At 61.8% G+C, this 23,670-nt stretch carries 21 protein-coding genes and 1 pseudogene; 10 read left to right on the top strand and 12 right to left on the bottom strand.

The genetic code is table 11. From position 1 onward, the window contains the following. Window positions 1-464 precede the first annotated feature (464 nt). Window positions 465-1,091 carry a hypothetical protein gene (locus Q8Q83_RS04045; RefSeq protein WP_305621347.1) on the top strand — a complete coding sequence of 209 codons (627 nt, stop codon included), beginning with the start codon at window positions 465-467 and terminating at the stop codon, window positions 1,089-1,091. A gap of 262 nt (window positions 1,092-1,353) precedes the next feature. Here Q8Q83_RS04045 and Q8Q83_RS04050 read toward each other — a convergent pair whose 3' ends face one another. The 12 genes and pseudogenes from Q8Q83_RS04050 to Q8Q83_RS04105 form a co-directional block, all read right to left on the bottom strand. Further along, window positions 1,354-2,058, bottom strand: coding sequence for a hypothetical protein (locus tag Q8Q83_RS04050; protein WP_305621349.1), 705 nt, complete (start codon window positions 2,056-2,058; stop codon window positions 1,354-1,356). Window positions 2,059-2,230: 172 nt separating this feature from the next. Further along, window positions 2,231-2,539 carry a hypothetical protein gene (locus Q8Q83_RS04055; RefSeq protein ID WP_305621351.1) on the bottom strand — a complete coding sequence of 103 codons (309 nt, stop codon included), beginning with the start codon at window positions 2,537-2,539 and terminating at the stop codon, window positions 2,231-2,233. After that, the gene (locus Q8Q83_RS04060; RefSeq protein WP_305621353.1) at window positions 2,536-3,015 is read right to left on the bottom strand and encodes a hypothetical protein; all 480 of its coding nucleotides are present in this window, start codon (window positions 3,013-3,015) and stop codon (window positions 2,536-2,538) included. Before Q8Q83_RS04060 ends, Q8Q83_RS04055 begins: the two co-directional genes overlap by 4 nt. 146 nt (window positions 3,016-3,161) lie before the next feature. Next, a complete protein-coding gene (fusA, locus tag Q8Q83_RS04065) occupies window positions 3,162-5,264 on the bottom strand; it encodes an elongation factor G (protein WP_305621355.1) in 2,103 nt (700 codons plus the stop codon). Window positions 5,265-5,358: 94 nt separating this feature from the next. Continuing rightward, window positions 5,359-5,703 carry a hypothetical protein gene (locus Q8Q83_RS04070; protein ID WP_305621357.1) on the bottom strand — a complete coding sequence of 115 codons (345 nt, stop codon included), beginning with the start codon at window positions 5,701-5,703 and terminating at the stop codon, window positions 5,359-5,361. 261 nt (window positions 5,704-5,964) lie between these two features. After that, window positions 5,965-6,501, bottom strand: a complete 537-nt coding sequence (locus Q8Q83_RS04075; protein ID WP_305621358.1) for a DUF3299 domain-containing protein — start codon at window positions 6,499-6,501, stop codon at window positions 5,965-5,967. 37 nt (window positions 6,502-6,538) lie between these two features. Further along, window positions 6,539-6,784 (bottom strand): GlsB/YeaQ/YmgE family stress response membrane protein, encoded by a 246-nt coding sequence (locus Q8Q83_RS04080; RefSeq protein WP_305621360.1) that lies wholly within the window; start codon window positions 6,782-6,784, stop codon window positions 6,539-6,541. A gap of 125 nt (window positions 6,785-6,909) precedes the next feature. Then, window positions 6,910-7,995, bottom strand: coding sequence for a 5-(carboxyamino)imidazole ribonucleotide synthase (locus tag Q8Q83_RS04085; protein ID WP_305621361.1), 1,086 nt, complete (start codon window positions 7,993-7,995; stop codon window positions 6,910-6,912). Continuing rightward, the gene (gene purE / locus Q8Q83_RS04090) at window positions 7,995-8,486 is read right to left on the bottom strand and encodes a 5-(carboxyamino)imidazole ribonucleotide mutase (protein ID WP_305621362.1); all 492 of its coding nucleotides are present in this window, start codon (window positions 8,484-8,486) and stop codon (window positions 7,995-7,997) included. Before purE ends, Q8Q83_RS04085 begins: the two co-directional genes overlap by 1 nt. A gap of 366 nt (window positions 8,487-8,852) precedes the next feature. Next, on the bottom strand, window positions 8,853-9,197 hold the full coding sequence (locus tag Q8Q83_RS04095; protein ID WP_305621364.1) for a hypothetical protein: 345 nt from the start codon (window positions 9,195-9,197) through the stop codon (window positions 8,853-8,855). A 1,102-nt stretch (window positions 9,198-10,299) separates the two neighbouring features. Further along, a pseudogene (locus Q8Q83_RS04100) lies at window positions 10,300-10,588 on the bottom strand (PAAR domain-containing protein); the annotation flags it as partial. 343 nt (window positions 10,589-10,931) lie between these two features. After that, window positions 10,932-11,303: a helix-turn-helix domain-containing protein gene (locus Q8Q83_RS04105; RefSeq protein WP_305621366.1), complete on the bottom strand. Its 372-nt coding sequence runs from the start codon at window positions 11,301-11,303 to the stop codon at window positions 10,932-10,934. 133 nt (window positions 11,304-11,436) lie between these two features. Here Q8Q83_RS04105 and Q8Q83_RS04110 point away from each other — a divergent pair, with 133 nt between their 5' ends. From Q8Q83_RS04110 to Q8Q83_RS04150, 9 genes are all read left to right on the top strand, one after another. Next, window positions 11,437-13,050, top strand: coding sequence for a site-specific DNA-methyltransferase (locus Q8Q83_RS04110; RefSeq protein ID WP_305621367.1), 1,614 nt, complete (start codon window positions 11,437-11,439; stop codon window positions 13,048-13,050). A 13-nt stretch (window positions 13,051-13,063) separates the two neighbouring features. After that, window positions 13,064-15,667 (top strand): DEAD/DEAH box helicase family protein, encoded by a 2,604-nt coding sequence (locus tag Q8Q83_RS04115; protein ID WP_305621369.1) that lies wholly within the window; start codon window positions 13,064-13,066, stop codon window positions 15,665-15,667. 350 nt (window positions 15,668-16,017) lie between these two features. Further along, window positions 16,018-17,010: an AraC family transcriptional regulator gene (locus Q8Q83_RS04120; protein WP_305621370.1), complete on the top strand. Its 993-nt coding sequence runs from the start codon at window positions 16,018-16,020 to the stop codon at window positions 17,008-17,010. A 352-nt stretch (window positions 17,011-17,362) separates the two neighbouring features. Beyond that, window positions 17,363-18,457 (top strand): histone deacetylase family protein, encoded by a 1,095-nt coding sequence (locus Q8Q83_RS04125; protein WP_305621372.1) that lies wholly within the window; start codon window positions 17,363-17,365, stop codon window positions 18,455-18,457. 49 nt (window positions 18,458-18,506) lie between these two features. After that, window positions 18,507-19,607 (top strand): polyamine ABC transporter substrate-binding protein, encoded by a 1,101-nt coding sequence (locus Q8Q83_RS04130; RefSeq protein WP_305621374.1) that lies wholly within the window; start codon window positions 18,507-18,509, stop codon window positions 19,605-19,607. Window positions 19,608-20,134: 527 nt separating this feature from the next. After that, window positions 20,135-21,043 (top strand): glutamate/aspartate ABC transporter substrate-binding protein, encoded by a 909-nt coding sequence (locus Q8Q83_RS04135; RefSeq protein WP_305621376.1) that lies wholly within the window; start codon window positions 20,135-20,137, stop codon window positions 21,041-21,043. 223 nt (window positions 21,044-21,266) lie between these two features. After that, entirely contained in the window at window positions 21,267-22,013 is a 747-nt protein-coding gene (locus Q8Q83_RS04140) for an amino acid ABC transporter permease (RefSeq protein WP_305621377.1), read from the top strand. After that, window positions 22,010-22,678 carry an amino acid ABC transporter permease gene (locus Q8Q83_RS04145; RefSeq protein WP_305621380.1) on the top strand — a complete coding sequence of 223 codons (669 nt, stop codon included), beginning with the start codon at window positions 22,010-22,012 and terminating at the stop codon, window positions 22,676-22,678. The genes Q8Q83_RS04140 and Q8Q83_RS04145 overlap by 4 nt, the downstream gene beginning before the upstream one ends. After that, window positions 22,675-23,409, top strand: a complete 735-nt coding sequence (locus Q8Q83_RS04150) for an amino acid ABC transporter ATP-binding protein (RefSeq protein ID WP_305621379.1) — start codon at window positions 22,675-22,677, stop codon at window positions 23,407-23,409. The genes Q8Q83_RS04145 and Q8Q83_RS04150 overlap by 4 nt, the downstream gene beginning before the upstream one ends. The last annotated feature ends 261 nt before the right edge of the window (window positions 23,410-23,670 follow it).

The raw sequence follows: 23,670 nt of genomic DNA on the forward strand, positions 1-23,670 counted from the left end.
AACCAGTTACGCTGCTGACCCAGCAAGGCTCCAAAGCGCGTCATTGAGAGAATAAAATGGGACAGACCACGGTTTCTTGAGCACGAAAAACGTGGTCTGTCCCCTATTCCCCCAAGCTTTTGAAATTTTCGACATAGAAGAATTTGACCGAAGCATTTCTACAAAAAAGCAATAGATGTTATTAGCTCGGAAAAATTAGCCCTGTGCACAACACGCTCGGGGGTCATACGCTCGGGGGTCAGGTCTTACATTTTGCACACGACTAAAACTCTACAAAATATCAAATGGAAGACCTGACCCTCAGCAACTCCTTGGCGGAAAATGACTGAGCACCCAGTTGCCCAACCGGAACTTGCCGCCGTGATAACGGATCACGGGTGTTGTGATAGTCATGTACGGGCTCCGTGGACGTTGTCGGCGAAAGTGGGCAAGCTCTCCGCAGGTTTGATGTCTAGGAGAAAAACGTGAAGCTTCCCAAGGAGATGGTCGAGCGGTCGCTCTGGGCGCTGTGGTTCTTCGTGTTTGGCGGCGCTGGCCTGTGGCTCATAATCGGAACAGTTGGTTACTGGAACAGACTTGGATGGGTGCCTGACAACGTCTCGGATTGGGTGCAGGCCCTGGGGTCGATAGGTGCTTTGGTTGTCGCAATCTGGATCTCGACCCGGCAAAGGCGGGAACAAATAAATGACGCGCATCGTCGGGAAAAAGTCGTTTCTAGGGCGGTTATTGAGATTGCGGTCAGGGCTGTTGATGCCCTGGCTCAGCTTGAAAAAGCTTGCGGCCCCAGTAATCGGCTTTTTGATTTATCCCGAAGGAATCCTGTAGAGGAGGCGATTGATCTCGTTGATATGTCTCTTCTGACAATGAATGGTATTGAGATGGTGAGCCTCCCTAATGAGTACATGATTCCGCCACTGTTCTTGATAAAAGGGGCCTTGGTGAAAGGAATGGTGTGTGGAGAAGGGCTCAAAAATGCGGGCATCCTGGCCATAAGAACCCCATTCGAACCCAATTATTTGAAAGATCTCCGGCAAGCAGTGGCTAGTGCTAAAAGCGCCTGTCTGGATTTGACAAAGGCTTCCGGGTGTTGAGGTGGTGGGGTGCCTATACCCCACGACAGGCTGCGCGGACGGGCGGGGGAGATAGCGGAGCGATGTGCTCAACTTTTGCGCCTGGCGCACGCCTGTCATGGGGTATGCGAGGGCGGCGGCGGCTTGCAGAGCAAGAGCATTAACACCCGCTCGGGTGTCAGGTCTCACATTCTCCACACAAGCAAAACTCTACAAGGCATCAAACCTAAGACCTGACCCTCAGCAACCGATGCCCCATGCGTGCAACTGAGGGGCGCCGCGTTCATTCCTTGGCCGTGGAGATCATCTTTTTCAGGTGCAGGGTTTCACCGGATTCAAGCAGTACATTGGCCTCGATCTCGAAGGGTTCCCACAGTTCGATATTGAGGCTCTTCCCTGCTCCGATGTCCTGTTTGTCGAAACGCACATGGCTCTGCTCAAAGTACTTGTCGGGCAGCACGAACTCGACGCTCTCGATCTGCTGCGCCATGCCCCTGTCGCGGATATCCAGGGAAATGTTCGCCTGGTAGCTGGTGGTCAGGATGCCCGCGCGTTGCAGGGTAGTGCCCAGGCCGCCGCGCTCGACCGGCGCAGAGTCCACTTTCAAGCTCAGGGGAGCCCGTAGCGACTCGGCATCGGCCTTGGCGCGCTCCTGGGTCCAGTTATAGAAGTAGGGCCGCTGCTGAATCAGTTGCACATCCTCACGGCTGTCGTCGGCCATCACCGCGGTGGCGCCGGTGGCCATGGCGAACACGATCAGCGAGTTCAACACGTACAGCACGCCCTTGATCAGCTTGGGGGTCGTGCTGTTCTTGAACTCTTTACTCTCGAAGATCACCGCGCAGATCAGAAAACTCAGCGCAATGGAGCCGAATGGCACGGCCAGGCCGAAGCCCTTGAACAGAGCGCCGGCGACCGCGGCGACCACGGCGGAGGCGAACGCGGGGGTGAGCATGGATTTGGGGTTGATGAATTCTTCGATGGCCATGGTGGAATCCTCCTTGAGGTGGCGTCTGCATTCCAGGGCGGGCGATGCCGGGGGCTGCCGGCGTATCGCCCTGGCAGGCCGCCACTGTGAATCAGTCTAGTCGCCTGTCGGACTGTTCCGCTCCATGCCAGAGAGCCTGGTGCCTGAAGGGCAAGGGCTCAGGGGCAAGACCTTAGATGAAAAAGCCGGCAATGATCAGACCGCTCAATACCAGGCTGCCGGTAATAATACCGCTCAGCACATTGCCGCTCAGTCGAGCGCCAACGCCGATCTGCGCCAGCGCCCAGCCGAGCACCACGAATAGGCTCAGAACCAGGATGCCGTGGCTTATCCAATGATGGCCGGTCGCGGCTTTCATCCAGGCCAGCAGCGTATCTGCGTTTCGCTCTTTGATGACCACCAGCAGAGCGCTCAGCAGGCTGCTAACGGCCAATGCCAGGGCAAAAGAGGCGGTGTACTTCTCGATGCCGGGGTCTTTCATGGCGACATCCCCGTGATGGTTTTGGCCAGCAGGGCGACCTTGACCCCCATACCGATAAAGGCGCCGGCCCCCTCCATGCTCAGGCCGAGCAATACAATCCAGGCGGCCACACAGAGTACCAGCCCGCGCCCCTGGGACTTGCCTGGCGTCAAGCCGAATGCGGCTAGCGGAAGATAGGTCGCGAGCAACAGCAGGCTGAAAAACAGATGCTCTTTCGTTTCCATAAAGAAGCTGTGGGCGAACGGCCAGGGGCCGGCGTTGATCAGGGCTTTGTCCGCGCCGTAATAGCGCACGTACCAGTAACCACCCAGCAGATAGCTCAACCACATAAACAGCGCGACCGCCAGACTCACGACCCGGATGCGCCACTGGCTTGCCTCAGCGTTATTCAGTGTTTCGGCGAACACCCAGACCGCTGCGAGGATCGCCAGGGCGCCAAAGGAGGGGTGCAGCATCAGGAGCAGTTCTTGTGGCATCGGTGCGAACCTTGAGCCGAAGTCATCTCGCATGGCCCGCGCCGATGTTCCGCCTGCAGGCCTACCCTGTTAAACCTTAGTTTATAAATGGTTTTATGCCATCGCCCCGGCTCGCTACGGCCGCGCGGCGTCAGGCCGCCGCGCCCTCAGCCCGACTTCTTGACGATGGCCGCGGCGATGTTCGCCGGCGCCTCGGCGTAGCGGGCGAATTCCAGGGAGAAGCTGGCGCGGCCCTGGGACATGGAGCGCACGTCGGTGGCGTAGCCGAACATCTCGCCCAGCGGCACCTCGGCGCGGACTATCTTGGCGGAGACGCGGTCCTCGGTGCCGTGAATCAGGCCACGGCGGCGATTGAGGTCGCCCATGATGTCGCCCATATATTCCTCGGGCATCACCACCTCGAGTTTCATCACCGGCTCCAGCAGCACCGCCCCGCCCTTCTGCGACAGCTGTCTGGTGGCCATGGAGGCGGCGATCTTGAAGGCCAGCTCGCTGGAGTCGACGTCGTGGAAGGAGCCGTCGAACACCGCCGCTTTCAGGCCGAGCAGCGGGTAGCCGGCGAGCACGCCGTTTCTCATCTGCTCCTCGATGCCTTTCTGGATGGCCGGGATGTATTCCCGCGGAATAGTCCCGCCGACTATCTCGTTGCTGAACTGCAGCCCTTCCTGGCCCTCGTCGGCCGGGGCGAAACGTATCCAGCAGTGGCCGTACTGGCCGCGCCCGCCGGACTGGCGGACGAACTTGCCCTCGATCTCGCAGGTGTTGCGGATGGCCTCGCGGTAGGCCACCTGCGGCTTGCCGGTGTTGGCCTCGACGCCGAACTCGCGGCGCATGCGATCGACGATGATGTCCAGGTGCAGTTCGCCCATGCCGGAGATGATGGTCTGCCCGGTTTCCTCGTCGGTCCTGACGCGGAACGAGGGGTCCTCCTGGGCCAGCTTGCCCAGGGCGGTGCCCATCTTCTCCTGGTCGGCCTTGGTCTTGGGCTCCACGGCGATGGAGATCACCGGCTCGGGGAAGTCCATGCGTTCGAGGACGATCGGCTGGTTCAGGTCGCACAGGGTGTCGCCGGTGGTGACGTCCTTCATGCCGATCAGCGCGGCGATGTCGCCGGCGCACACCGCCTTGATCTCGGCGCGGTGGTTGGCGTGCATCTGCACCATGCGGCCGACCCGCTCCTTCTTGCCCTTGACCGAGTTGAGCACCGCATCGCCGGAGTTGAGCACCCCGGAATAGACCCGAATAAAGGTCAGGGTGCCGACGAAGGGGTCGCTGGCGATCTTGAACGCCAGCGCCGCGAAGGGCTCGCTGTCGTCGGCGTGGCGCTCGGCTTGGCGCTCCAGATCGTCCGGATGCACGCCCATGATCGCGGGGATCTCGGTGGGCGCCGGCAGCAACTCGACCACGGCATCCAGCACCAGCGGCACGCCCTTGTTCTTGAACGAGGAGCCGCAGACCGCCGGCACCACCTCGCAGGACAGGGTGCGCAGGCGCAGGCCGGTCTTGATCTCCTGCTCGGACAGCTCGCCCTCCTCCAGGTACTTGTTCAGCAGCTCCTCGTTGGCCTCGGCGGCGGCCTCGAGCATATTGCCGCGCCAGCGCTGCGCCTCGGCCAGCAGCTCGGGCGGAATCTCCTCCTCGCGGCCGTTCAGGCCCTGGTCCTCGTCGTTCCAGTAGATGGCCTTCATGCGGATCAGGTCGATCTGCCCCTGGAAGTTTTCCTCCTGGCCGATCGGCAGCTGGATCGGCACCGGCGTATGCCCCAGGCGCTGCTTGATCTGCTCGACCACGCGCAGGAAGTCGGCGCCGGCGCGGTCCATCTTGTTGACGTAGGCGATGCGCGGCACCCGGTACTTGTCGGCCTGACGCCAGACGGTCTCGGACTGCGGCTCGACCCCATCGGCGCCGCTGAACACCACCACGGCGCCGTCCAGCACGCGCAGCGAACGCTCCACCTCGATGGTGAAGTCGACGTGGCCGGGGGTGTCGATGATATTGATGCGGTACTTGTCCAGCTGCTTGCGCGAGCCGCTCCAGAACGCCGTGGTCGCCGCCGAGGTGATGGTGATGCCGCGCTCCTGCTCCTGCACCATCCAGTCCATGGTCGCGGTGCCGTCGTGCACCTCGCCCATCTTGTAGTTGACCCCGGTGTACAGCAGGATGCGCTCGGTGGTGGTGGTCTTGCCGGCATCCACATGGGCCACTATGCCGATATTGCGGTAATGGCTGATGGGGGTAGATCGGGCCATGACATGCACCTCCGTGGCAGGCTGAACAATGCGCAGGAAAACACTCTGGGAGGGTCGCCGGCGCGCCCGGCTGCAGTGCATCGACCCCGCTCCGTTAATAGCCCCCACCATCGGCAGGACCGCGCTTGTGCCCGTACTTCTTGCCCAGGTTAGGCGGCAGTTGCTTGTGGCCCCGGCTCCAGCGGCCGTCATGCCGGTCGGACCAGTACCAGCCATGCTCGTGCCAGCGGTAATAGATCCGGTCCCGGTAGTACAGGTGCGGCCGGCCGAGCAGCACATAGACATCCAGATCGGGGTCCCAGCGCCACTCGACCCGGGGCGGTGGCGCATAGCGTGGTGGCGGCGCCTGCACCCAGCCTCCGCGTCCGTCCCCAACTTGCAGAGTACAGGCCGCCAGTGGCAGCAGCAGGGCGAGATACAGCAGATAACGCGGCTTCATCGCACGGGTCCTCCCGCAGACTGTATTTGCCAGTTTAGACCCCTGCGGCTGCGGCCAGTTTCCTGACGATAGGCGGGCACGCTGGCAGACAGCCCGGCAGTGCTGGCGACTGGCATAGCCGCACGGCGCGGCATAACCGGGCGAGTGCGCGGCCAGCAGCTGCCCTGGGTGCGCTGAAGCAGCACCAGCCACTCGCAAAGCGGAGCAGACCAGGTGACTCGCCGAGCGAAAGAGGCCGCTGGGCGTCGATGGGCGCGGCGGTTACAGGTCCTCTTCCGCCACCACTCTGACCAAGTCTGCATCCAAGGCATAGGCCGCATCGGCCAGGTCGTTCTCGACCTGCTCGACCTTGAGGGTGCCGCTGACCCACAGCGGGGCGTAGATGTCTTGCAGCTCTATGCCTTTGGGGTAACGCACCAGCACCAGTTGATTGGGCGGCGGTGGCGGTACGTGGATGCAGGCGCCGGGGTAAGGCACCAGGAAGAACAAGGTGCTGCGCCCTTGCGCGTCGGTTTCCAGCGGCACCGGGTAGCCGCCCAGGCGGATCCGTTTGCCATCGAATGCGGCCACGGTCTTGGCCGAATACATCACCGCGGGTAGATTCTTGTTCTGCTGTTTGAGGCCGCCAGGATTGTAAAAACCGCTGTCCTGTTCCGCGCCCTGGTGGCTGATTTCCGGCATGCGTTCCAGGGCCTGGCGGTCTTCTTCCGGCAGCAGTTCCAGCCAGTCGGTTTCCGCCAGTTCGGCGCAAGCCAGGGTGCTCAGCAATAGCAGGGGCAGTAGCAACAGATGGCGCATGGGCAGGCTCGCGGCTGACTATGGATGACGGGGCCGTTCAGCCCTTTTTAACTGCGCCATAGACTATCAGCAGAACCACCGCACCTATCACTGCGCCAATAAAACCAGCCGCCTGGCCGGGCTGGTAAATCCCCAGGGCCTGGCCGCCGTAGGTGGCGGCGATGGCACCGCCGATGCCGATCAGGATGGTCATGATCCAGCCCATGCTGTCGTTGCCGGGCTTGAGGAAGCGTGCGATCAGGCCAACGACCAGGCCGATAAGAATGATGCCGATAATGCTCATGACATGCCCTCGAATGAGTGGGTACGCCAGGGCTCGGAAAAAACCCTGACGCTCGATCATCAGACGGGCTGCTGCGCCGGCGGTTCAATCCGCTGGCGCCGTCCTGGGACGGCGCCAGGCACGCATCAGGCCTCGGCGATCAGCGCCTCGACCGCGGCGATCTGCTTGTCCAGGGTGGCGCGGTCGGCGCAGCGCAGGGTGGCGTGGCCGACCTTGCGCCCGACCTTGAAGGCCTTGCCGTAGTGATGCAGGTGGCAGTCGTCGATGGCGATGACCTTGGCCACCGGTGGCACTTCGCCGATAAAGTTGAGCATGGCACTCTCGCCGACCTTGGCGGTGGAGCCCAGCGGCAAACCGGCCACGGCACGCAGATGGTTCTCGAACTGGCTGCACTCGGCGCCTTCGATGGTCCAGTGCCCGGAGTTGTGCACACGCGGGGCGATCTCGTTGGCTTTCAGGCCGCCGTCCACTTCGAAGAACTCGAAGGCCAGCACGCCGACGTAATTGAGCTTGTGCAATACACGGCCGACGTAATCCTCGGCCAGGGCCTGCAGCGGGTGCTCGCTGCTGGCCACGGACAAGCAGAGGATGCCGCTGTCATGGCGGTTGTGCACCAGCGGGTAGAAACGGGTTTCGCCATCACGGGCGCGCACCGCCACCAGCGACACTTCGCCGGTAAAAGGTACGAAGCCTTCGAGTATGCACGGCACGCTGCCCAGTTCGGCGAAGGCGTCGAGCACGTCGGAGGCAGCACGCAACACCTTCTGGCCCTTGCCGTCGTAGCCCAGGGTGCGGGTCTTCAACACCGCCGGCAGACCGATGCTGGCCACAGCTTGGTCCAGGTCGGTTTGCGACTGGATATCGGCGAACTCGGGCGTGGGGATGCCGAGGTCCTTGAACATGGATTTCTCGAACCAGCGGTCGCGGGCGATACGCAGGGACTCGGCGCAGGGGTAGACCGGCACGAACTGCGAGAGAAAGGCCACGGTCTCGGCCGGCACGCTCTCGAACTCGAAGGTCACCAGGTCCACTTCATCGGCCAATTGGCGCAGGTGGTCCTGATCGCCGTAATCGGCGCGAATATGCTCGCCGAGGGCGGCGGCGCAGGCGTCCGGCGCCGGGTCGAGGAAGGCGAAGTTCATCCCCAGCGGCGTACCCGCCAGGGCCAGCATGCGACCCAACTGGCCGCCACCTATTACGCCGATCTTCATTACGCGTCCCTCGGGTCCGGATTGTCCAACACGCTCTGCGTCTGCTCCTCGCGGAACGCCTTGAGGCGCTCGTGGAACTGCGGATGCTGATGACCGAGGATGCTGGCCGCCAGCAGGGCGGCATTCACCGCGCCGGCCTTGCCTATGGCCAGGGTGGCGACCGGAATGCCGGCGGGCATCTGCACGATCGACAGCAGCGAATCGACGCCCGAGAGCACCGCCGACTGCACCGGCACACCGAGCACCGGCAGGTGGGTCTTGGCCGCACACATGCCCGGCAGATGCGCCGCGCCGCCGGCCCCGGCGATGATCACCTGGATGCCACGACCAGCGGCCTGTTCGGCGTACTGGAAGAGCAGGTCCGGGGTGCGGTGGGCGGAAACCACCTGGACCTCGTAGGGAATGCCCAGCTTGTCCAGCATCTCGGCGGTGTGGCTAAGGGTGGACCAATCGGACTTGGAGCCCATGATCACGCCAACCAGTGCGCTCATCGTCGTGCCTCTTCTTCATTGGGCGCCCGCAGGCGCGGCAAAAACTAACAAGCCACGCTGGAGACCAGGCGTGGCTTGTATGCGAATGCATTCTGTGTGAAAGACCAGGCCGGTGTGGGACCGGCCAAAGGCCGCGCAGTATAGCGCAAAGCCAGGAGTGGCGAGCACCCCGCATAACCGTTCGTCGAGGGGCAATCTGGGCGAGCACCGCGACGCCTTTTGGCATAAGGGTTAAGCCGCGCGCTTAACGCCGTATGACACCTTCGCACGCCGATGTGAGGATGCTGGAGGGAGTAGGCGTGGTCATACACCCATGGTGAGGAAGCCGGCCTGAGCCGGCTTTGAATCGGGTTTAAAGAGCGCTGCTCACTCGTTACCGGAACCCGTTACTTCGAGTCGATAAACCCTTTCCGCATACTGGCCAGCGCATTGGGTGCCGTAGGTGCTCCCATACACCAGCACCTCATAGACTCCGGCCTTTTCTGGTGTCCCCTGAATCACTCCGTGCTTTTCTCGCTCGATGTGGGTCAGTTCCAACCCCTTGGGGAGTGGCTCGGTAGGGCTCACCAGAAGCTTGCCAACGGGGGTGCTTGCGTTGATGACATCGATCCGCACGTTGTATGGCGCTCCCACTCTAGCGGCGGGCAGATTCTTGGGGAGGAGCTCTGGTTCGGGTCTCATCGAACAGCCGACAAGGACGTTGCCGAACATGACCGCCTCGCAGCCAGCAAGCAGCATCGAAAGGCCAATGATAGTGAGCGCTCTAAGCCTCATTGCTTTGGTCTCTGATAGGCCTATGGAAAGCGGCTGAATACTCGGCCGCCGAAAATGTCGCTGAGCATCTGCTTCAGAGTGAAGCCTCGTGTGACCTGATGGCCGACTGCCCCCCAGGAAAACAGATTCGAGCTGGTGATCTGCTCGCTCAGTGGGGTCGCGGCTGTGATGATGCCGCCGGAGGTTTCTGGCTTGCCCTCCCAGACGATCCAGTGATTTTTTCCAACGCCCACGCCACCCTCGACCATCGAAGCGCTCACCAGGGAAACGACGCGATGCTGTGGGCCGAGGTGGCCGAGCAGCTCCACGAATCGAGTCTGGCTGATGCTGCCCAGTTGAATGTTATCGAACACGACCGTCGCACCGGCCCGAACGAACCAGGACTCAAGAGTGCTGGGAAGGGTGATGCCCGCCGTTTTGTCGTCTGGCGAATCGTAATCCAGCAAGCCGTTCTCGCTGTCGCATAGGCTGGCCAGCGAGATCCAGTCAATGGCGATGATCCGGTCACCTCCACTTCGGCGGCTGAAATTCTTTGGATTCCGGCAGTCGTAGCCCGGCTTGATATGCAGCTGCCCAATGGTCGCTTCCCCTGTCTCCCACAGGTCGATGATGGCCTGGGTGTATAAGTCGGGCCTGTCCATCAGCAGCGCGTAGAAGAATGCGGCAGGCCCACAGAGGGAAGCTTCATCTTGGTGGGGGTAGGTAGGAACGCGCATCTGGCTTGGCATTTGGTGCCCATGAGCACGCGCCACACGAACCTTGAGCTGTTCGAAGACCTTGCTTTTCTCGAAGGGGTCGTCGGGCGTACCCATTGGATTCGCTGTGTCGTTAAATACCCGCTTCGTGCTGGTGCTGTTCTTAAAGCTCGAGAGGACCTGAACGGCCGCCGTCACCGGGTCGGCCGGCGCAGCAGGCGCAGAGGGGGCGGCTGGTCGCGCAGGCGTTATCGGCGCCAGGGGCGCCCCCGTAGCTGCTGCGACCGGCTGCGGTTGAACTGTTGACGCGTGAGACGCAGCCATGGGGGACGGAGGAGTAAAGGCTGCGACGACGACAGAGTCGCCAATCATCACGGAACCAGAGCCACCTATAACGACATTGCCATGATCGCCAGTGCTTCCCATAAGCGCGGCGTTCAGCCCGTTGATCCATACGGTCGATGACACATCACTGGCAATCGAGCTGCCACAGGCGGTTTTATCGGTGAGACGCGCGGCTGGCAAATTGTCGAAGCGCACATCCGCCGAGCCGGAGGTTATGGGGTTGGTGCCATGGCCTGGCACAGGGCAAGAGGTCGGGTCGGTAACGCGAGCTGCTGGTTTTCCGCTCATGGTGAAGCTCCTTATATATCCTCGCGGCCAATCCTATCGCGGCACCTATGCGCAATGTCTTGCGCAGTCAGGCGGCAACGAGCAGAACTGAGGGGAGACTCACTATTTCAAGACGCAGAGCATTAATGCTGGTTACCCGGCGCAATGCCGTTCACTTGAGGCACGTGAACGGCATTTTTTGTAGCCCGGATGCAATCCGGGGAAATTTACTCCCTGCAAATCCGCTCCCGGATTGCATCCGGGCTACGACCTGGGCGCCTTTCTGGCGACAAACCAGCCGAGATAGCCCCTGAACAGCATTGGGTTTCCCGGCGGCTGTATTACGCAGCCGCGCTACACAGCCCTACTCGCCGCCTTTCTGCAGGCGCGCGAGCATGCGCACAAACTCCAGGGTCAGGCGTTTATTGCTCAGGCTGAGGTCGCGAAAATCCTGGCGCAGTTGCACCGCCTCGCGGGAGAAGTCGGCAGTGTCCACTTCGGCCAGCCGTGCAGGCTCGGCTGTATTTAGCGGGACACCCTCAGCGCCAGCATAAATAGCGGTCACGCTAGTACCCAAGGCGTCAGCCAGACGCTCTAGTAGCGCACCCGAAGGGCGGCGCTGGCCTTTTTCGATACGCGACAGGTTGCTGGTGGCCGTTTCGGCCTCCAGCGCCAGAGCCTCTTGAGTCAGCCCCTTTTCGCGCCGCAATGCGTAGATGACTTGTCCGATATGCATGGGCGGCGATTGTTCGCCCGAGTTGTCACAGAGACAAAACCGCCACGTCAATTTGCCTTAGAATATTGCCACTATGGCAAATTCAGGCCGTTCTTTAGAACGCTAGGCAATTTTCAGGACAAGGCGCAACCGCATGCCGACGCTGCATTGGGTAGGAAAAGACAAGGTCAAGCACCACCACCGTGACGTGCCCTACCGCGTGCTGGTGGACGACCACCGCTACCAGGCTCCTGCTGGCAGCCCAGACAACAGCAGCGCCAACCGCATTATCCAGGGCGACAACCTGGAAGCGCTGAAAAGCCTGCTGCCCGAATTCGAGGCCAAGGTGCAGTGCATCTATATCGACCCGCCTTACAACACCGGCAATGAAAGCTGGGTGTACAACGACAACGTCAATGACCCGCGCATCAAGAAATGGCTGGGTCAGGTGGTCGGCAAGGAAGGCGAAGATATGAGCCGCCACGATAAGTGGCTGTGCATGATGTATCCGCGTTTAAAGTTGTTACACCGACTGTTGGCTCATGATGGGGTATTGCTGGTCAGTATTGACGACAACGAAGTTCAGCATCTTCGCCCCCTTATGGATGAATTGTTTGGCAGTAAAAATCGAATCGAACAATTTATTTGGAAAAAGAGCTATGGCGGAGGGGCAAAAGAGCGCTACGCAGTAACCGTGCATGAGTATGTTCTGATGTACGCAAAAAATATCGACGCAATTTCAGAACTATCACTTCCTCCTGACCCATCCGCCGAATCTAGGTATTACAAACTTACTGACGAAAAGCTTAACACTCGAGGTCCATTCCGAATTAAACCGCTGGAAGCGACCAAAAGTATGGATCGCCGGGATAATCTAAATTATCCAATTGAAGCGCCAGACGGCTCAATGATATTGCCAAAGCGTCAATGGTGGTGGGCTAAAGAGCGTGTCGAACAGGCAATTAAAAACAATGAACTCTACTTCGGTCGTGGAAAGAGTGGTGACTGGTCAATTTCATATAAACAATATCTCCGCGACGACCAAGGTATAGAACGTCAAAGCAAACCTTTTTCTATTATCGACGGTATTTATACTCAAACTGGAAGCACCGTCCTCCGCGAGATATTTGACAGCCAGATTTTCCAATTCCCAAAGCCGCCAAGCCTAATATCGTTATTTCTATCCATGCTGAACTTGCCAAAAGACGCCATCATCCTCGACTCCTTTGCCGGCTCCGGCACCACCGCCCATGCGGTGCTCAAACTCAACGCCCAGGACGGCGGTAACCGTCGTTTTATCCTGATCGAGATGATGGATTACGCCAACAGCCTGACTGCCGAGCGCGCGCGTCGAGTCATGGCCGGCTATGGCACAGGCGACAAGGCGGTAGCCGGTCTGGGCGGCGGCTTCGTTTACCAGCAACTGGGCGCCCCCTTGTTCGACGGCGAGCAGCAACTCAACCCGGCGGTGGCGGTGCAGGCCGTGCGCGCCTATATCGCCTGGCAGGAGTGCATCCCACGCGATGCCCTGGCGGCCGTGGATAACGCGCGTCACCCGTACTGGCTGGGCGAGGCCAACGGCCAGCAGGTGTTCTTCTGCTACGAGCCGCAGCGCATCACCTGCCTCGACCTCGAACTGCTCGCCGAACTGATTCAAAGCCCCGCCCCGACGCTGTTCTATGCCGATCAGTTGGCGCTGGGCGAAGACTTTATGCGCACCCACAAACTGCGCTTCAAGAAAATCCCGCGCGATATCAGCCGGTTGTGAGGAGTACCTACTCATGGAGTTGAATGCCTACCAAGGCCAGGTACTCGCCGACCTGCGCGCCTACCTGCAACGCTGGCGCGCCTGCGACGATGCCGTGCTGGCGTATCGCGCCCACTGGGACGCCCAGGGCGCGTTGCAGATGCAGGGTTATCGCCCGGCCCGCCATGGCGCACCGCAGGTGTGCGCCAAGGTGCCCACCGCGGGCGGCAAGACCTTTATCGGCCTGCACGCCAGCGCCTGCATCTTCGAGCAGTTGCAGCGCCGCCAGGGCGATGCGCGGCTGTGCGTTTGGCTGGTGCCATCGCTGTCGATTTTGCAGCAGGTGCTGGGTGCGCTGCGCAACCCGCAGCATCCCTATCGACAAAGCCTCAACCGCCTGTTCGACGGCCGGGTCACGGTGTTGGATAAGAGCGAACTATTGGCCGGCGGCCAGTTCAGCCTGGATGAGGTGCGCGACGGCTTGGTGCTGACGGTGCTGAGCTACGACAGCCTGCGCGCCAGCAATAAGGAAAACCGCAAGCTGTACCAGGAAAACTGCGCCCTGGATGACTTTGCCGAACAGGCCATCGCCCTGGCCGAAGGCACCGACCCGGCCTCGCTGGTGGCGGCCATGGCTGGGCTAAACCCGGTGGTCATAGTTGACGAAAGCCACAACGTGACCAGCGGTTTGTCCCAGGAAATGCTCTGCAACCTCAACCCGGCCTTCGTGTTGGAGCTGACGGCGACGCCCCGCGAAGGCGCCAATATCATCAGCTTCGTGGATGCCATGGCCCTGCGCGACCAACACATGGTCAAGCTGCCGGTGATCGTGCGCAACCTGCCGGATCAGGACGCGGTGCTCAGCCATGCCATCGACCTGCGCGCGCGTCTGGAAGCCGAAGCCGAGGCTGAACGGGGGCAAGGCGGCTGCCGCATTCGCCCGATCGTATTGGTGCAGGCGGAGAGCAAGAGCAAAGACCAGGCACGCACCTTCGAGCGCGCCAAGGCCGACTTGTTGGAGCGCGGCATCCCGGCCGAATGGATCAGGCTCAAGACCGCCGAGCATGACGAACTGAAAGGCGTCGACCTGCTGGCCGTGGATTGCCCGGTGCGTTTTATCATCACCATCAACGCGCTCAAGGAAGGCTGGGACTGCCCCTTCGCCTACATCCTGGCCACCCTCGCCGACCGTTCTGCGGCCGTGGATGTGGAGCAAATTCTCGGGCGCATTCTGCGCCAGCCTTACGTCCGTCAGCATGGCCAAGAGCCGCTGAACATGAGCTACGTGTTGACCGCCTCCAGCCTGTTCAGCGCCACCCTGGAGAAAATCGTCGCCGGCCTGAACCGTGCGGGCTTCAGTCGTCGCGACTTCCGCACACCGGATGAGCTGCAACCAGCGGCCAACAACGGCGCCAGCCATCTGCCGAGCAGCGCGCCGAGCGGCACGCCACAACCGGCGTTGCCACTGTTCAATCCACCTACCCAGAGTGCATCCGCCACGCCGCCCAGCGCGCCGGGCAGCGGTGCGGCCGAAACCGTCGAGACCACCTTGGCGTTTGCCCTGCAGGCCAATGCCGAGCTGGAACAAACCAGCAACGCGTTGAATGGACGCTACCAAGCCCAGGAAGTGAGAGCCGCCATGGATGTGTGCCCGGTGAGAAGCCAATTTGCCGATGACATCGCCAGCCTGCGTTTGCCGCAGTTCTACCAGGCAGCACCCAACAACTTGCTGTTCGGTAGCGACGAGGGTCGGGTCTTTCTGGAGAAAGACGCCCTGCTGGCTGGTTTTCAGATCGCCGATTGCAACCTCAATAACTTCGCCCTGGCACCCACTGCCGGCGACTTGGTTAAGCTCGACTTGCTGCGTATCGGCGAGGCCACAGGCGATTACGAGCCGACCCGGATTCGTCTTAAAGAGCAGGAAATCCGCAAACTGCGCGATTACCTGGCCAACCTCGACGGCGACGCCAAGCGTCGGCAGTTGAGCGGGCTGGTGAATAACTGGCTGGGCAAGATGCCGCCCTTGGCCGACAGCGATCTGCGCGCCTATATCGACAAACTGTTGGCCCGTTTGAGCCCCGCCGAGTTGGATCAAGTGGTGGAGCAACAACACGCCTATGTCGAAAGCATCCGCCAGCGGGTGCGGCAGGAAATGCAGCAGTTCGCGCGCAAGCGTTTCCGTGATTGGTTGGGCTTGGGCAAGATCGAACTGCGCGCCAGCTTCGCCCTGCCGGACGAAATCAGCCCCCGGCAAAAATCCGCCTATGCCGCCGAGAACAGCCTGTACCAACGCGAAGAGCGCGGTAACGGCCTGGAGGAACGCATGAGCGACTTCCTCGCCGACTGCGGTAATGTGCGCTGGTGGCACCGCAACCAAAGCGGCAAGGGCTTTGCCCTGAATGGCGCGATCAAGCACTACCCGGACTTTATCCTGTGCCTGCAGTCGGGCGTGATCATGCTGCTGGAAACCAAAGGCGGCGACCGCGACAACTCCGACAGCGCCGCCAAGATCGAGCTAGGCCAGCAATGGGAAGCCGCTGCTGGGCGCGCTTATCGCTATCGCATGGTGTTCGAAAGCAACCCGCCCAGTGGTGCGATTAACTGGGCGGAAGCTTGCGACTTGCTGCGTAATCTCTAGGGCGAACGTGCAACAGCAAGTGCCGTGAGGCAATCCGGGCTATGAGGTTAATGCCGTTCACTTAAGACGAGTGAGCGGCATTTTTGTAGCCCGGATGAAATCCGGGAGCGGATGTGCAGGCGGCAAATTTCCCCGGATTGCATCCGGGCTACGCGGGCGCCTTGCTTGCGGCATACGACCCGAAATAACCCCTTAACTGAACGGCATTAGGGCTATGAGGTGTCCTTATATTAGGGGGACATGCCGCAGGGCCAAAGGCGGACAAGGCTTCGCCATGTCCTCCCTACGCCCATGCCACGGCATAGTTCTTGCTTTGTTCGGATCATCCTGAGCAGTTGCGGTCGTTGCCGATGTTGCATGCCCACCTGACCACCCTGCATGTGGTCTCGCTGATCCTCGAAGCCTTTGCCGCCCAACCCGAACTGACCGAGCAGCTGTTGGCCGGGAGCGGCATCGCCGCGGCCGACCTGGGCTGCGTCGATACCCGCATCACCCGCACCCAGGAGTTGCAGGTGTGCGCCAATGCCCTGCATTTGCGCAGCGATCTGGGCCTTGAACTGGGCCGGCGCATGCATGTGTCGGCGTACGGCATGGTCGGTTACGCCGCGCTGTCCAGTGCCACCTTTGGTGACGCCTGGCAGCTGCTGTTGCATTACCCGGCCCTGCTCGGCACCTATTTCAAGATGGATCTACAGATCGAAGGCGAGTTGGCCTGGGTCAGCGCCAGCGACTACCAACACGCCCCCGCCCTGCAAGTATTCAACCTGGAGATGTGCCTGGCCTCGCTCAAGCTGACGTGCGACGACCTGCTCGGCCGACCCCTGGAGCTGAGCGGCGCCCAGTTCAGCTATGCCGAGCCTGCCTATAGCAATCGCTACCTGCTGAGCTTTACCTGCCCGCTACAATTCAATGCCCCGCGCAATGCCTTTGCCTTCCCCGCCGACTGGTTGCAGCGGCGCCTGCCCCTGGCCGATCCGGTGACCCACAACGAGATGCTCGCCCGCTGCCGCAAGCAGAATGCCGAGTTCACCACCCGCCAGACCTGGTTGAGCCGGGTGCGCCAGCTGCTCGCCGAGCAATTGAGCGCGCCACCCGGACTGGAACTGCTGGCGCAGCAGCTGCACTGCTCGCCGCGCACCCTGCGCCGGCACCTGCAGGAACTCGGCACCCACTACCAGGAGCTGCTCGACGAGCTGCGTTTCGAACAGGCGAAAAACCTGCTGAGCCAGGAAGACTGGCCGATCTGCCGCATCGCCGAACACCTGGGTTTCAGCGAAACCGCCAGCTTCCGCCATGCTTTCCAGCGCTGGAGTGGCGTACCGCCCAGCCGTTTTCGTGCCTGACGCCCCCTATCGACCGTCCTTAACCCGTAGGGTGGGTTAGCCGAGGGCGTAACCCACCGCTCGCAGGCGCGCCCCATATTTCCTTGGCGGGTTACGCCGCTACGCGGCTAACCCGCCCTACAGCGCGTAGGTTGGGCTAAGGCGCGTAGCGGCGCAGCCCAACAGCCCCTTCACCGGAGCAACCGCAACCTTGTCGTTGGGCTTCGCGGAGCTCAGCCCAACCTACAGCGAATCGGTCAATCGGCCAGGCATATTGGCCATCTCGATCCCCTTTTGGCCGTTGTCAGCGTTCATCCCCGGGGCCGGCAGGCGAACAATGGTTGCCAGAACAACAAGCCTGGGAGCCACCCGCATGCTGACGTTTTACAGCGACGAGCATCATCTGCACCACGGCAGCTGCGAGCTGATCGATGGCCGGCTGCTGCCCTGTTTCGAGAAACCGCAACGCGCCGAGCATATCCTGCAGCGCGTCAAGGATCGTCGGCTCGGCGAGATCCGTCCGCCCCAGGACTTCGGCCGCGCGCCAATCGAACGCATCCACAGCGCCGCCTACCTGAACTTCTTCGCCGGCGCCTGGGCGCGCTGGCAGGCGCAGCAGGGCACGGGCGATCTGCTGCCCTTCACCTGGCCGGCGCGCACCCTGCGCCAGGTGATCCCCCAGGACCTGCACGGCCAGCTCGGCTACTACAGCTTCGACGGTGGCGCACCTATTACCGCCGGCACCTGGCAGGCAGCCTATAGCGCCGCCCAGGTCGCGCTTAGCGCCCAGGCCGAAATCGCCGCTGGCGCCCAAAGCGCCTTCGCCCTGTGCCGACCGCCTGGCCATCACGCCGCGGGCGAGCTGATGGGCGGCTACTGCTACCTGAACAACGCCGCCATCGCCGCCCAGGCCTTTCTCGACCAGGGCTATCGGCGCGTGGCGATACTCGATGTCGATTACCACCACGGCAACGGCACCCAGTCGATCTTCTATTCGCGCGGCGACGTGCTGTTCGCCTCCATTCATGGCGACCCGGCGGACGAATTCCCGTTCTTCCTCGGCTATAGCGATGAGCGCGGCGAGGGTGCCGGCGAAGGCTGCAACCATAACTACCCACTGCCCATGGGCAGCCCCTGGGCGGTGTGGAGCGCGGCCCTGGACGATGCCTGCCAGCGCATCGCCGAGTACGGCGCGGAGATAGTGGTGGTGTCCCTTGGCGTCGACACCTTTAAGGACGACCCGATTTCCCAGTTCAAGTTGGATAGCCCGGACTACCTGAGCATGGGCCGGCGCATCGCAGCCCTCGGCACGCCGACGCTGTTTGTGATGGAAGGCGGTTATGCGGTGGAGGCGATCGGCATCAACGCAGTCAACGTGCTGGAAGGTTTCGAAGCCGGCAATACCAAGGCTGGACGACGCTCTTTTCGCCCACCGATAGCGATCCAGATGACCCAGGTGGATGGATAAAGCGCCATCCACCTACGCAAGATCAACAATCACACAGGGGTTAAAAACAATGAAAACAACCAAACACCTGCTTGGCGCCGCGCTCTGCGGCGCCACCCTGCTGGCTGCGGCGACCCAGGTCCAGGCGCGCGAGTTGCGCGTGTACAACTGGGCGGACTATATGCTGCCGTCGGTACCCAAGGACTTCCAGAAAAACAGCGGCATCCAGCTGACCTGGGACGTGTTCGACACCAACGAATCGCTGGAGGCCAAGCTGCTTACCGGCAACTCCGGCTATGACCTGGTGGTGCCGACCAACACCTTCCTCGACACCCAGATCAAGGCCGGGGTGTTCCAGAAGCTGGACAAGAGCAAGCTGCCCAACTGGCAACACCTGGACCCGGCGCTGCTCAAGCTGATGACCGCCAACGACCCGGACAACCAGTACGCCGTACCCTATATGTATGGCACCGTGCTGATCGGCTTCAACCCGGCCAAGGTCAAGGCCGCGCTCGGCGAGAACGCCCCGGTGGACAGCTGGGACCTGATATTCAAGGAAGAGAACATCAGCAAGCTCAAGCAGTGCGGCGTGGCCATGCTCGACTCGCCCGGCGATATCCTGCCGATCGCCCTGCACTACCTGGGCCTCGACCCGAATAGCGTCAAGCCCGCGGACTACGACAGGGCCGCCGAGCTGATGCTGAAGATCCGCCCGCATGTCGCCTACTTCCACTCGGCCAAGTACATGACCGATATCGCCAACGGCGACATCTGCGTGGCCATCGGCTACTCCGGCAGCTTCTACCAGTTCGCCAACCGCGCCAAGGAAGCCGGTAACGGCGTGGTGGTCGACTGGCGTCTGCCCAAGGAAGGCGCGCCGCTGTGGTACGACTCCTTCACCATCCCGAAAAGCGCGAAGAACGTCGCCGAAGCCCATGAGTTCCTCAACAACCTGCTCGACCCGAAAGTCGTGGCGCCTATCTCCGACTTCCTCGGCTACCCCAACCCGAACAAGGACGCCATGCCGCTGGTGGGCGCGGAGATCCGCGACAACCCCAACCTGACCCCGACCGCCGAGGCGCAGAAGAGCCTCTACGTGCTGCAACCGCTGCCGCAGAAGATCGAACGGGTGCGCACCCGGATCTGGACCACCATCAAGTCCGGCACCTGAGGACCTGCCGTCAGGCTTGTCCTCCCTAGAAAAGGCTATGTACCCATTAGATGTTGAACCTTGGTAAAGCGGCCGCGTAGGTTGGGTTGAGGAGCACAGCGACGAAGCCCAATGGCGATGGCTCGGACGCCATACCAATGTGTGCCTTGTTGGGCTTCGCACGGCTCAGCCCAACCTACGGTTCTAAGTGAACGGCATTGGCCCGGATAAAATCCGGGAGCGGTGTCAGCCGTTAGATATCCCCGGATTGCATCCGGGCTACGCTCTGCCCCCTGCAATAACGTTCGGTTTTCCGAATGCTTATTTAACGAATAGTCGCCCAGCCGAACGCCTGGGCGCTTTGCGGTTCCCTCCTATATGTATTTATCATTATTTTTCAGCTAGTTACGCGCACACATCAATACTCAATGGACTGGCATACATCCTGCTCCCTGTACGGGCAGGAATGCGATAGCCCTTCCCAGACAGCGGGTGGTCGGCCAGCCCTGCGGCCTCACCCCATAACAACAACATCGAGGAAATGATCAATGCGTATTGTCCCCCGCGTACTCGGCGTCGCCATTGCCGCCGCCCTGATTGCCAGCCCGGCCCTGGCCACTGAACTGACCGGCACCCTGAAGAAGATCAAGGAAAGCGGCAGCATCACCCTGGGTCACCGCGACGCCTCCATTCCCTTCTCCTATTTCGGCGACAACCCGCAGCAGCCGGTGGGCTATTCCCATGACCTGCAGCTGAAAGTGGTCGAGGCGCTCAAGCAGGAACTGAACCTCCCCGAGCTCAAGGTGCGCTACAACCTGGTCACCTCGCAGACCCGTATCCCGCTGGTGCAGAACGGCACCGTCGACCTGGAATGCGGCTCCACCACCAACAACGTCGAGCGCCAGCAACAGGTGGACTTCTCGGTCGGTATCTTCGAAGTCGGCACCCGCCTGCTGGCCAAGAAGAGCGCCGGCGTCAGCGACTTCGCCGACCTCAAGGGCAAGAACGTGGTGACCACCGCCGGCACCACCTCCGAGCGCCTGCTGAAGATCATGAATGCCGAGCAGCAGATGGGCATGAACATCATCTCGGCCAAGGATCATGGCGAGTCCTTCCTGATGCTCGAATCCGGCCGCGCCCTGGCCTTTATGATGGACGACGCCCTGCTCTACGGCGAAATGGCCAAGGCCAAGAACCCCAATGACTGGGCCGTGGTCGGCACTCCGCAGTCCTTCGAGATCTACGGCTGCGTGGTGCGCAAGGGCGACCCGGCGTTCAAGCAGGTGGTCGACCGCGCCATCAGCGCCACCTACCAGTCCGGCGAAATCAGCGCCATCTACGACAAGTGGTTTATGCAGGCGATTCCGCCTAAGGGCCTGAACCTGGAGTTCCCTATGAGCGATGAGCTGAAAAAGCTGATCGCCTCCCCTACCGACAAGGCTGCCGAGCAGATCTGACGGTAAACCTGCGCCAGCTTCACGAGAGCCAGCGCAGCAACCCTGGGGCGGGTGCAACCCGCCAAGCCGTTAACACAACAGTGAACACGGATCTGGCGGCTCCCGCCCTAGGGTTCTTTCCTCCTGATGGATCAGGGGCACGTGCGCTACCCGCGGACGGGGCCGGCCCAGGCCTGCCCAGCCCCCTCCAACCCAAGCTTTAGCCACACAGGGGTTCACCCATATGAACTACAACTGGGACTGGGGCATCTTCCTCAAGTCCACCGGGATCGGCAGCGAGATCTACCTGGACTGGTTCGTCACCGGCCTGGGCTGGACAGTCGCCATCGCCCTGGTGGGCTGGAGCATCGCCCTGCTGCTCGGCTCCTTGCTGGGCGTGCTGCGCACCGTGCCGAACCGCTGGCTCAGCGGCTTCGCCACCTGCTACGTGGAGCTGTTTCGCAATGTGCCGCTGCTGGTGCTGCTGTTCCTCTGGTTCTTCCTGGTCCCGGACCTGCTGCCCGAGCCGCTGGAAATCTGGTTTAAGCAGGACTTGAACCCGGCGACTTCGGCCTACCTCAGCGTGGTGGTCTGCCTCGGCCTGTTTACCGCCGCGCGGGTTTGCGAGCAGGTGCGCACCGGCATCCAGGCGCTGCCCAAGGGCCAGGCCGCCGCGGCTCGCGCCATGGGCTTCAAGCTGCCGCAGATCTACGCCTATGTGCTGCTGCCGCAGGCCTACCGCATCATCATTCCGCCGCTGACCTCGGAATTCCTCAACATCTTCAAGAACTCCTCGGTGGCCTCCCTGATCGGCCTGATGGAGCTGCTGGCGCAGACCAAGCAGACCGCCGAATTCAGCGCCAACCTGTTCGAGGCCTTCAGCCTGGCCACCCTGATCTACTTCAGCCTGAACATGAGCCTGATGCTGCTGATGCGCCTGGTCGAGAAGAAGGTCGCGGTGCCTGGGCTGATCGCCATGGGAGCTAAATAATGGATTTCAGTGCAATTATCCCGGCCCTGCCCGGCCTGTGGGACGGCATGGCCATGACCCTGCAGCTGATGGTCCTGGGCGTGCTCGGCGGCTTGCTGTTGGGCACCGCCCTGGCCATGGCGCGGTTGTCGCACAGCAAGTGGCTGGCCAATGCCGCGGCCACCTACGTCAACTACTTCCGCTCCATCCCACTGCTGCTGGTGATCACCTGGTTCTACTTTATGGTGCCCTTCCTGCTGCGCTGGATCACCGGCGAGGACAGCCCGGTGGGCGCCTTCACCTCCTGCCTGGTGGCCTTCGTGATGTTCGAGGCGGCCTACTTCTGCGAGATCGTCCGCGCCGGCATCCAGGCCATCCCCCGCGGCCAGATGGGCGCCGCCAGCGCCCTGGGCATGAGCTACGCGCAGAGCATGCGCCTGATCATCCTGCCCCAGGCCTTCCGCAAGATGACCCCGCTGCTGTTGCAGCAGAGCATCATCCTGTTTCAGGACACCTCGCTGGTCTACACAGTCGGCCTGATGGACTTCCTCAACGCCTCCCGCTCGCGCGGCGACATCATCGGCCAGGCCCATGAGTTCCTGATCTTCGCCGGCCTGGTCTACTTCAGCCTCAGCTTCGCCGCCTCGTTGCTGGTCAAGCATCTGCAAAAAAGGTTAGCCGTATGATTTCGATCAATAACGTCAACAAGTGGTACGGGGACTTCCAGGTGCTGACCAACTGCAGCACCGAAGTGAAGAAAGGCGAAGTGGTGGTGGTCTGCGGGCCGTCCGGCTCCGGCAAATCGACCCTGATCAAGTGCGTCAACGCCCTGGAAGCCTTCCAGCAGGGCGACATACGGGTCGACGGCACCTCCATCGCCGACAAGGCCACCAACCTGCCCAAGCTGCGCTCCCGGGTCGGCATGGTGTTCCAGCACTTCGAGCTGTTCCCCCACCTGTCGATCGCCGAGAACCTCAGCATCGCCCAGGTCAAGGTGCTCGGCCGCAGCAAGGCCGAGGCCAACGAGAAAGGCCTCAAGCTGCTGGAGCGGGTCGGCCTGACCGCCCATGCGCACAAGCATCCCGGCCAGCTGTCCGGCGGCCAGCAACAACGGGTGGCAATCGCCCGCGCGCTGGCCATGGACCCGGTGGTGATGCTGTTCGACGAACCGACCTCGGCGCTGGACCCGGAGATGGTCAACGAGGTGCTGGATGTCATGGTGCAGCTGGCCCAGGAAGGCATGACCATGATGTGCGTGACCCACGAGATGGGCTTCGCGCGCAAGGTGGCCGACCGGGTGATCTTTATGGACGCCGGGCAGATAGTCGAAGACTGCGCCAAGGAAGAATTCTTCGGCGATGTCAGCGCCCGCTCCGAGCGCGCCCAGCAGTTTCTCGCCAAGATCCTCCAGCACTGACCGCAACCTCGTACGGCGGGTTTCACCCGCCCTACCACTGATGGCGCGCAGACACCCTTGGTGTAGGAGCCAGCTTGCTGGCGATCAGCGACAACGCTGAAGCATCGCCAGCAAGCTGGCTCCTACAGGTATCTCTTGCCGCCGCTCGCCCCGCGCAACTGGCCAGCCAGGGATGACTGTGATGCAATGCTCCACCGCCTGCCTTCGCGCCGTGCCGCCAGCCCTGACCGTGAAACCGCGCCTCGCTCGTCTCCTGCTGCT

The organism is Pseudomonas sp., assembly GCF_030696055.1.
GTDB lineage: Bacteria > Pseudomonadota > Gammaproteobacteria > Pseudomonadales > Pseudomonadaceae > Aquipseudomonas.

Bases quoted from the DNA above. Each gene is read 5' to 3' on its own strand.
- Q8Q83_RS04150 (WP_305621379.1), top strand. From the start codon at position 22,675: ATGATTTCGATCAATAACGTCAACAAGTGGTACGGGGACTTCCAGGTG.
- Q8Q83_RS04055 (WP_305621351.1), bottom strand. From the start codon at position 2,539: ATGAAAGACCCCGGCATCGAGAAGTACACCGCCTCTTTTGCCCTGGCA.
- Q8Q83_RS04075 (WP_305621358.1), bottom strand. From the start codon at position 6,501: ATGCGCCATCTGTTGCTACTGCCCCTGCTATTGCTGAGCACCCTGGCT.
- Q8Q83_RS04130 (WP_305621374.1), top strand. From the start codon at position 18,507: ATGAAAACAACCAAACACCTGCTTGGCGCCGCGCTCTGCGGCGCCACC.
- Q8Q83_RS04085 (WP_305621361.1), bottom strand. From the start codon at position 7,995: ATGAAGATCGGCGTAATAGGTGGCGGCCAGTTGGGTCGCATGCTGGCC.
- Q8Q83_RS04125 (WP_305621372.1), top strand. From the start codon at position 17,363: ATGCTGACGTTTTACAGCGACGAGCATCATCTGCACCACGGCAGCTGC.
- Q8Q83_RS04115 (WP_305621369.1), top strand. From the start codon at position 13,064: ATGGAGTTGAATGCCTACCAAGGCCAGGTACTCGCCGACCTGCGCGCC.
- Q8Q83_RS04080 (WP_305621360.1), bottom strand. From the start codon at position 6,784: ATGAGCATTATCGGCATCATTCTTATCGGCCTGGTCGTTGGCCTGATC.
- Q8Q83_RS04105 (WP_305621366.1), bottom strand. From the start codon at position 11,303: ATGCATATCGGACAAGTCATCTACGCATTGCGGCGCGAAAAGGGGCTG.
- Q8Q83_RS04135 (WP_305621376.1), top strand. From the start codon at position 20,135: ATGCGTATTGTCCCCCGCGTACTCGGCGTCGCCATTGCCGCCGCCCTG.
- Q8Q83_RS04110 (WP_305621367.1), top strand. From the start codon at position 11,437: ATGCCGACGCTGCATTGGGTAGGAAAAGACAAGGTCAAGCACCACCAC.
- fusA (WP_305621355.1), bottom strand. From the start codon at position 5,264: ATGGCCCGATCTACCCCCATCAGCCATTACCGCAATATCGGCATAGTG.
- Q8Q83_RS04070 (WP_305621357.1), bottom strand. From the start codon at position 5,703: ATGAAGCCGCGTTATCTGCTGTATCTCGCCCTGCTGCTGCCACTGGCG.
- Q8Q83_RS04050 (WP_305621349.1), bottom strand. From the start codon at position 2,058: ATGGCCATCGAAGAATTCATCAACCCCAAATCCATGCTCACCCCCGCG.
- Q8Q83_RS04060 (WP_305621353.1), bottom strand. From the start codon at position 3,015: ATGCCACAAGAACTGCTCCTGATGCTGCACCCCTCCTTTGGCGCCCTG.
- Q8Q83_RS04095 (WP_305621364.1), bottom strand. From the start codon at position 9,197: ATGTTCGGCAACGTCCTTGTCGGCTGTTCGATGAGACCCGAACCAGAG.
- Q8Q83_RS04140 (WP_305621377.1), top strand. From the start codon at position 21,267: ATGAACTACAACTGGGACTGGGGCATCTTCCTCAAGTCCACCGGGATC.
- purE (WP_305621362.1), bottom strand. From the start codon at position 8,486: ATGAGCGCACTGGTTGGCGTGATCATGGGCTCCAAGTCCGATTGGTCC.
- Q8Q83_RS04120 (WP_305621370.1), top strand. From the start codon at position 16,018: ATGTTGCATGCCCACCTGACCACCCTGCATGTGGTCTCGCTGATCCTC.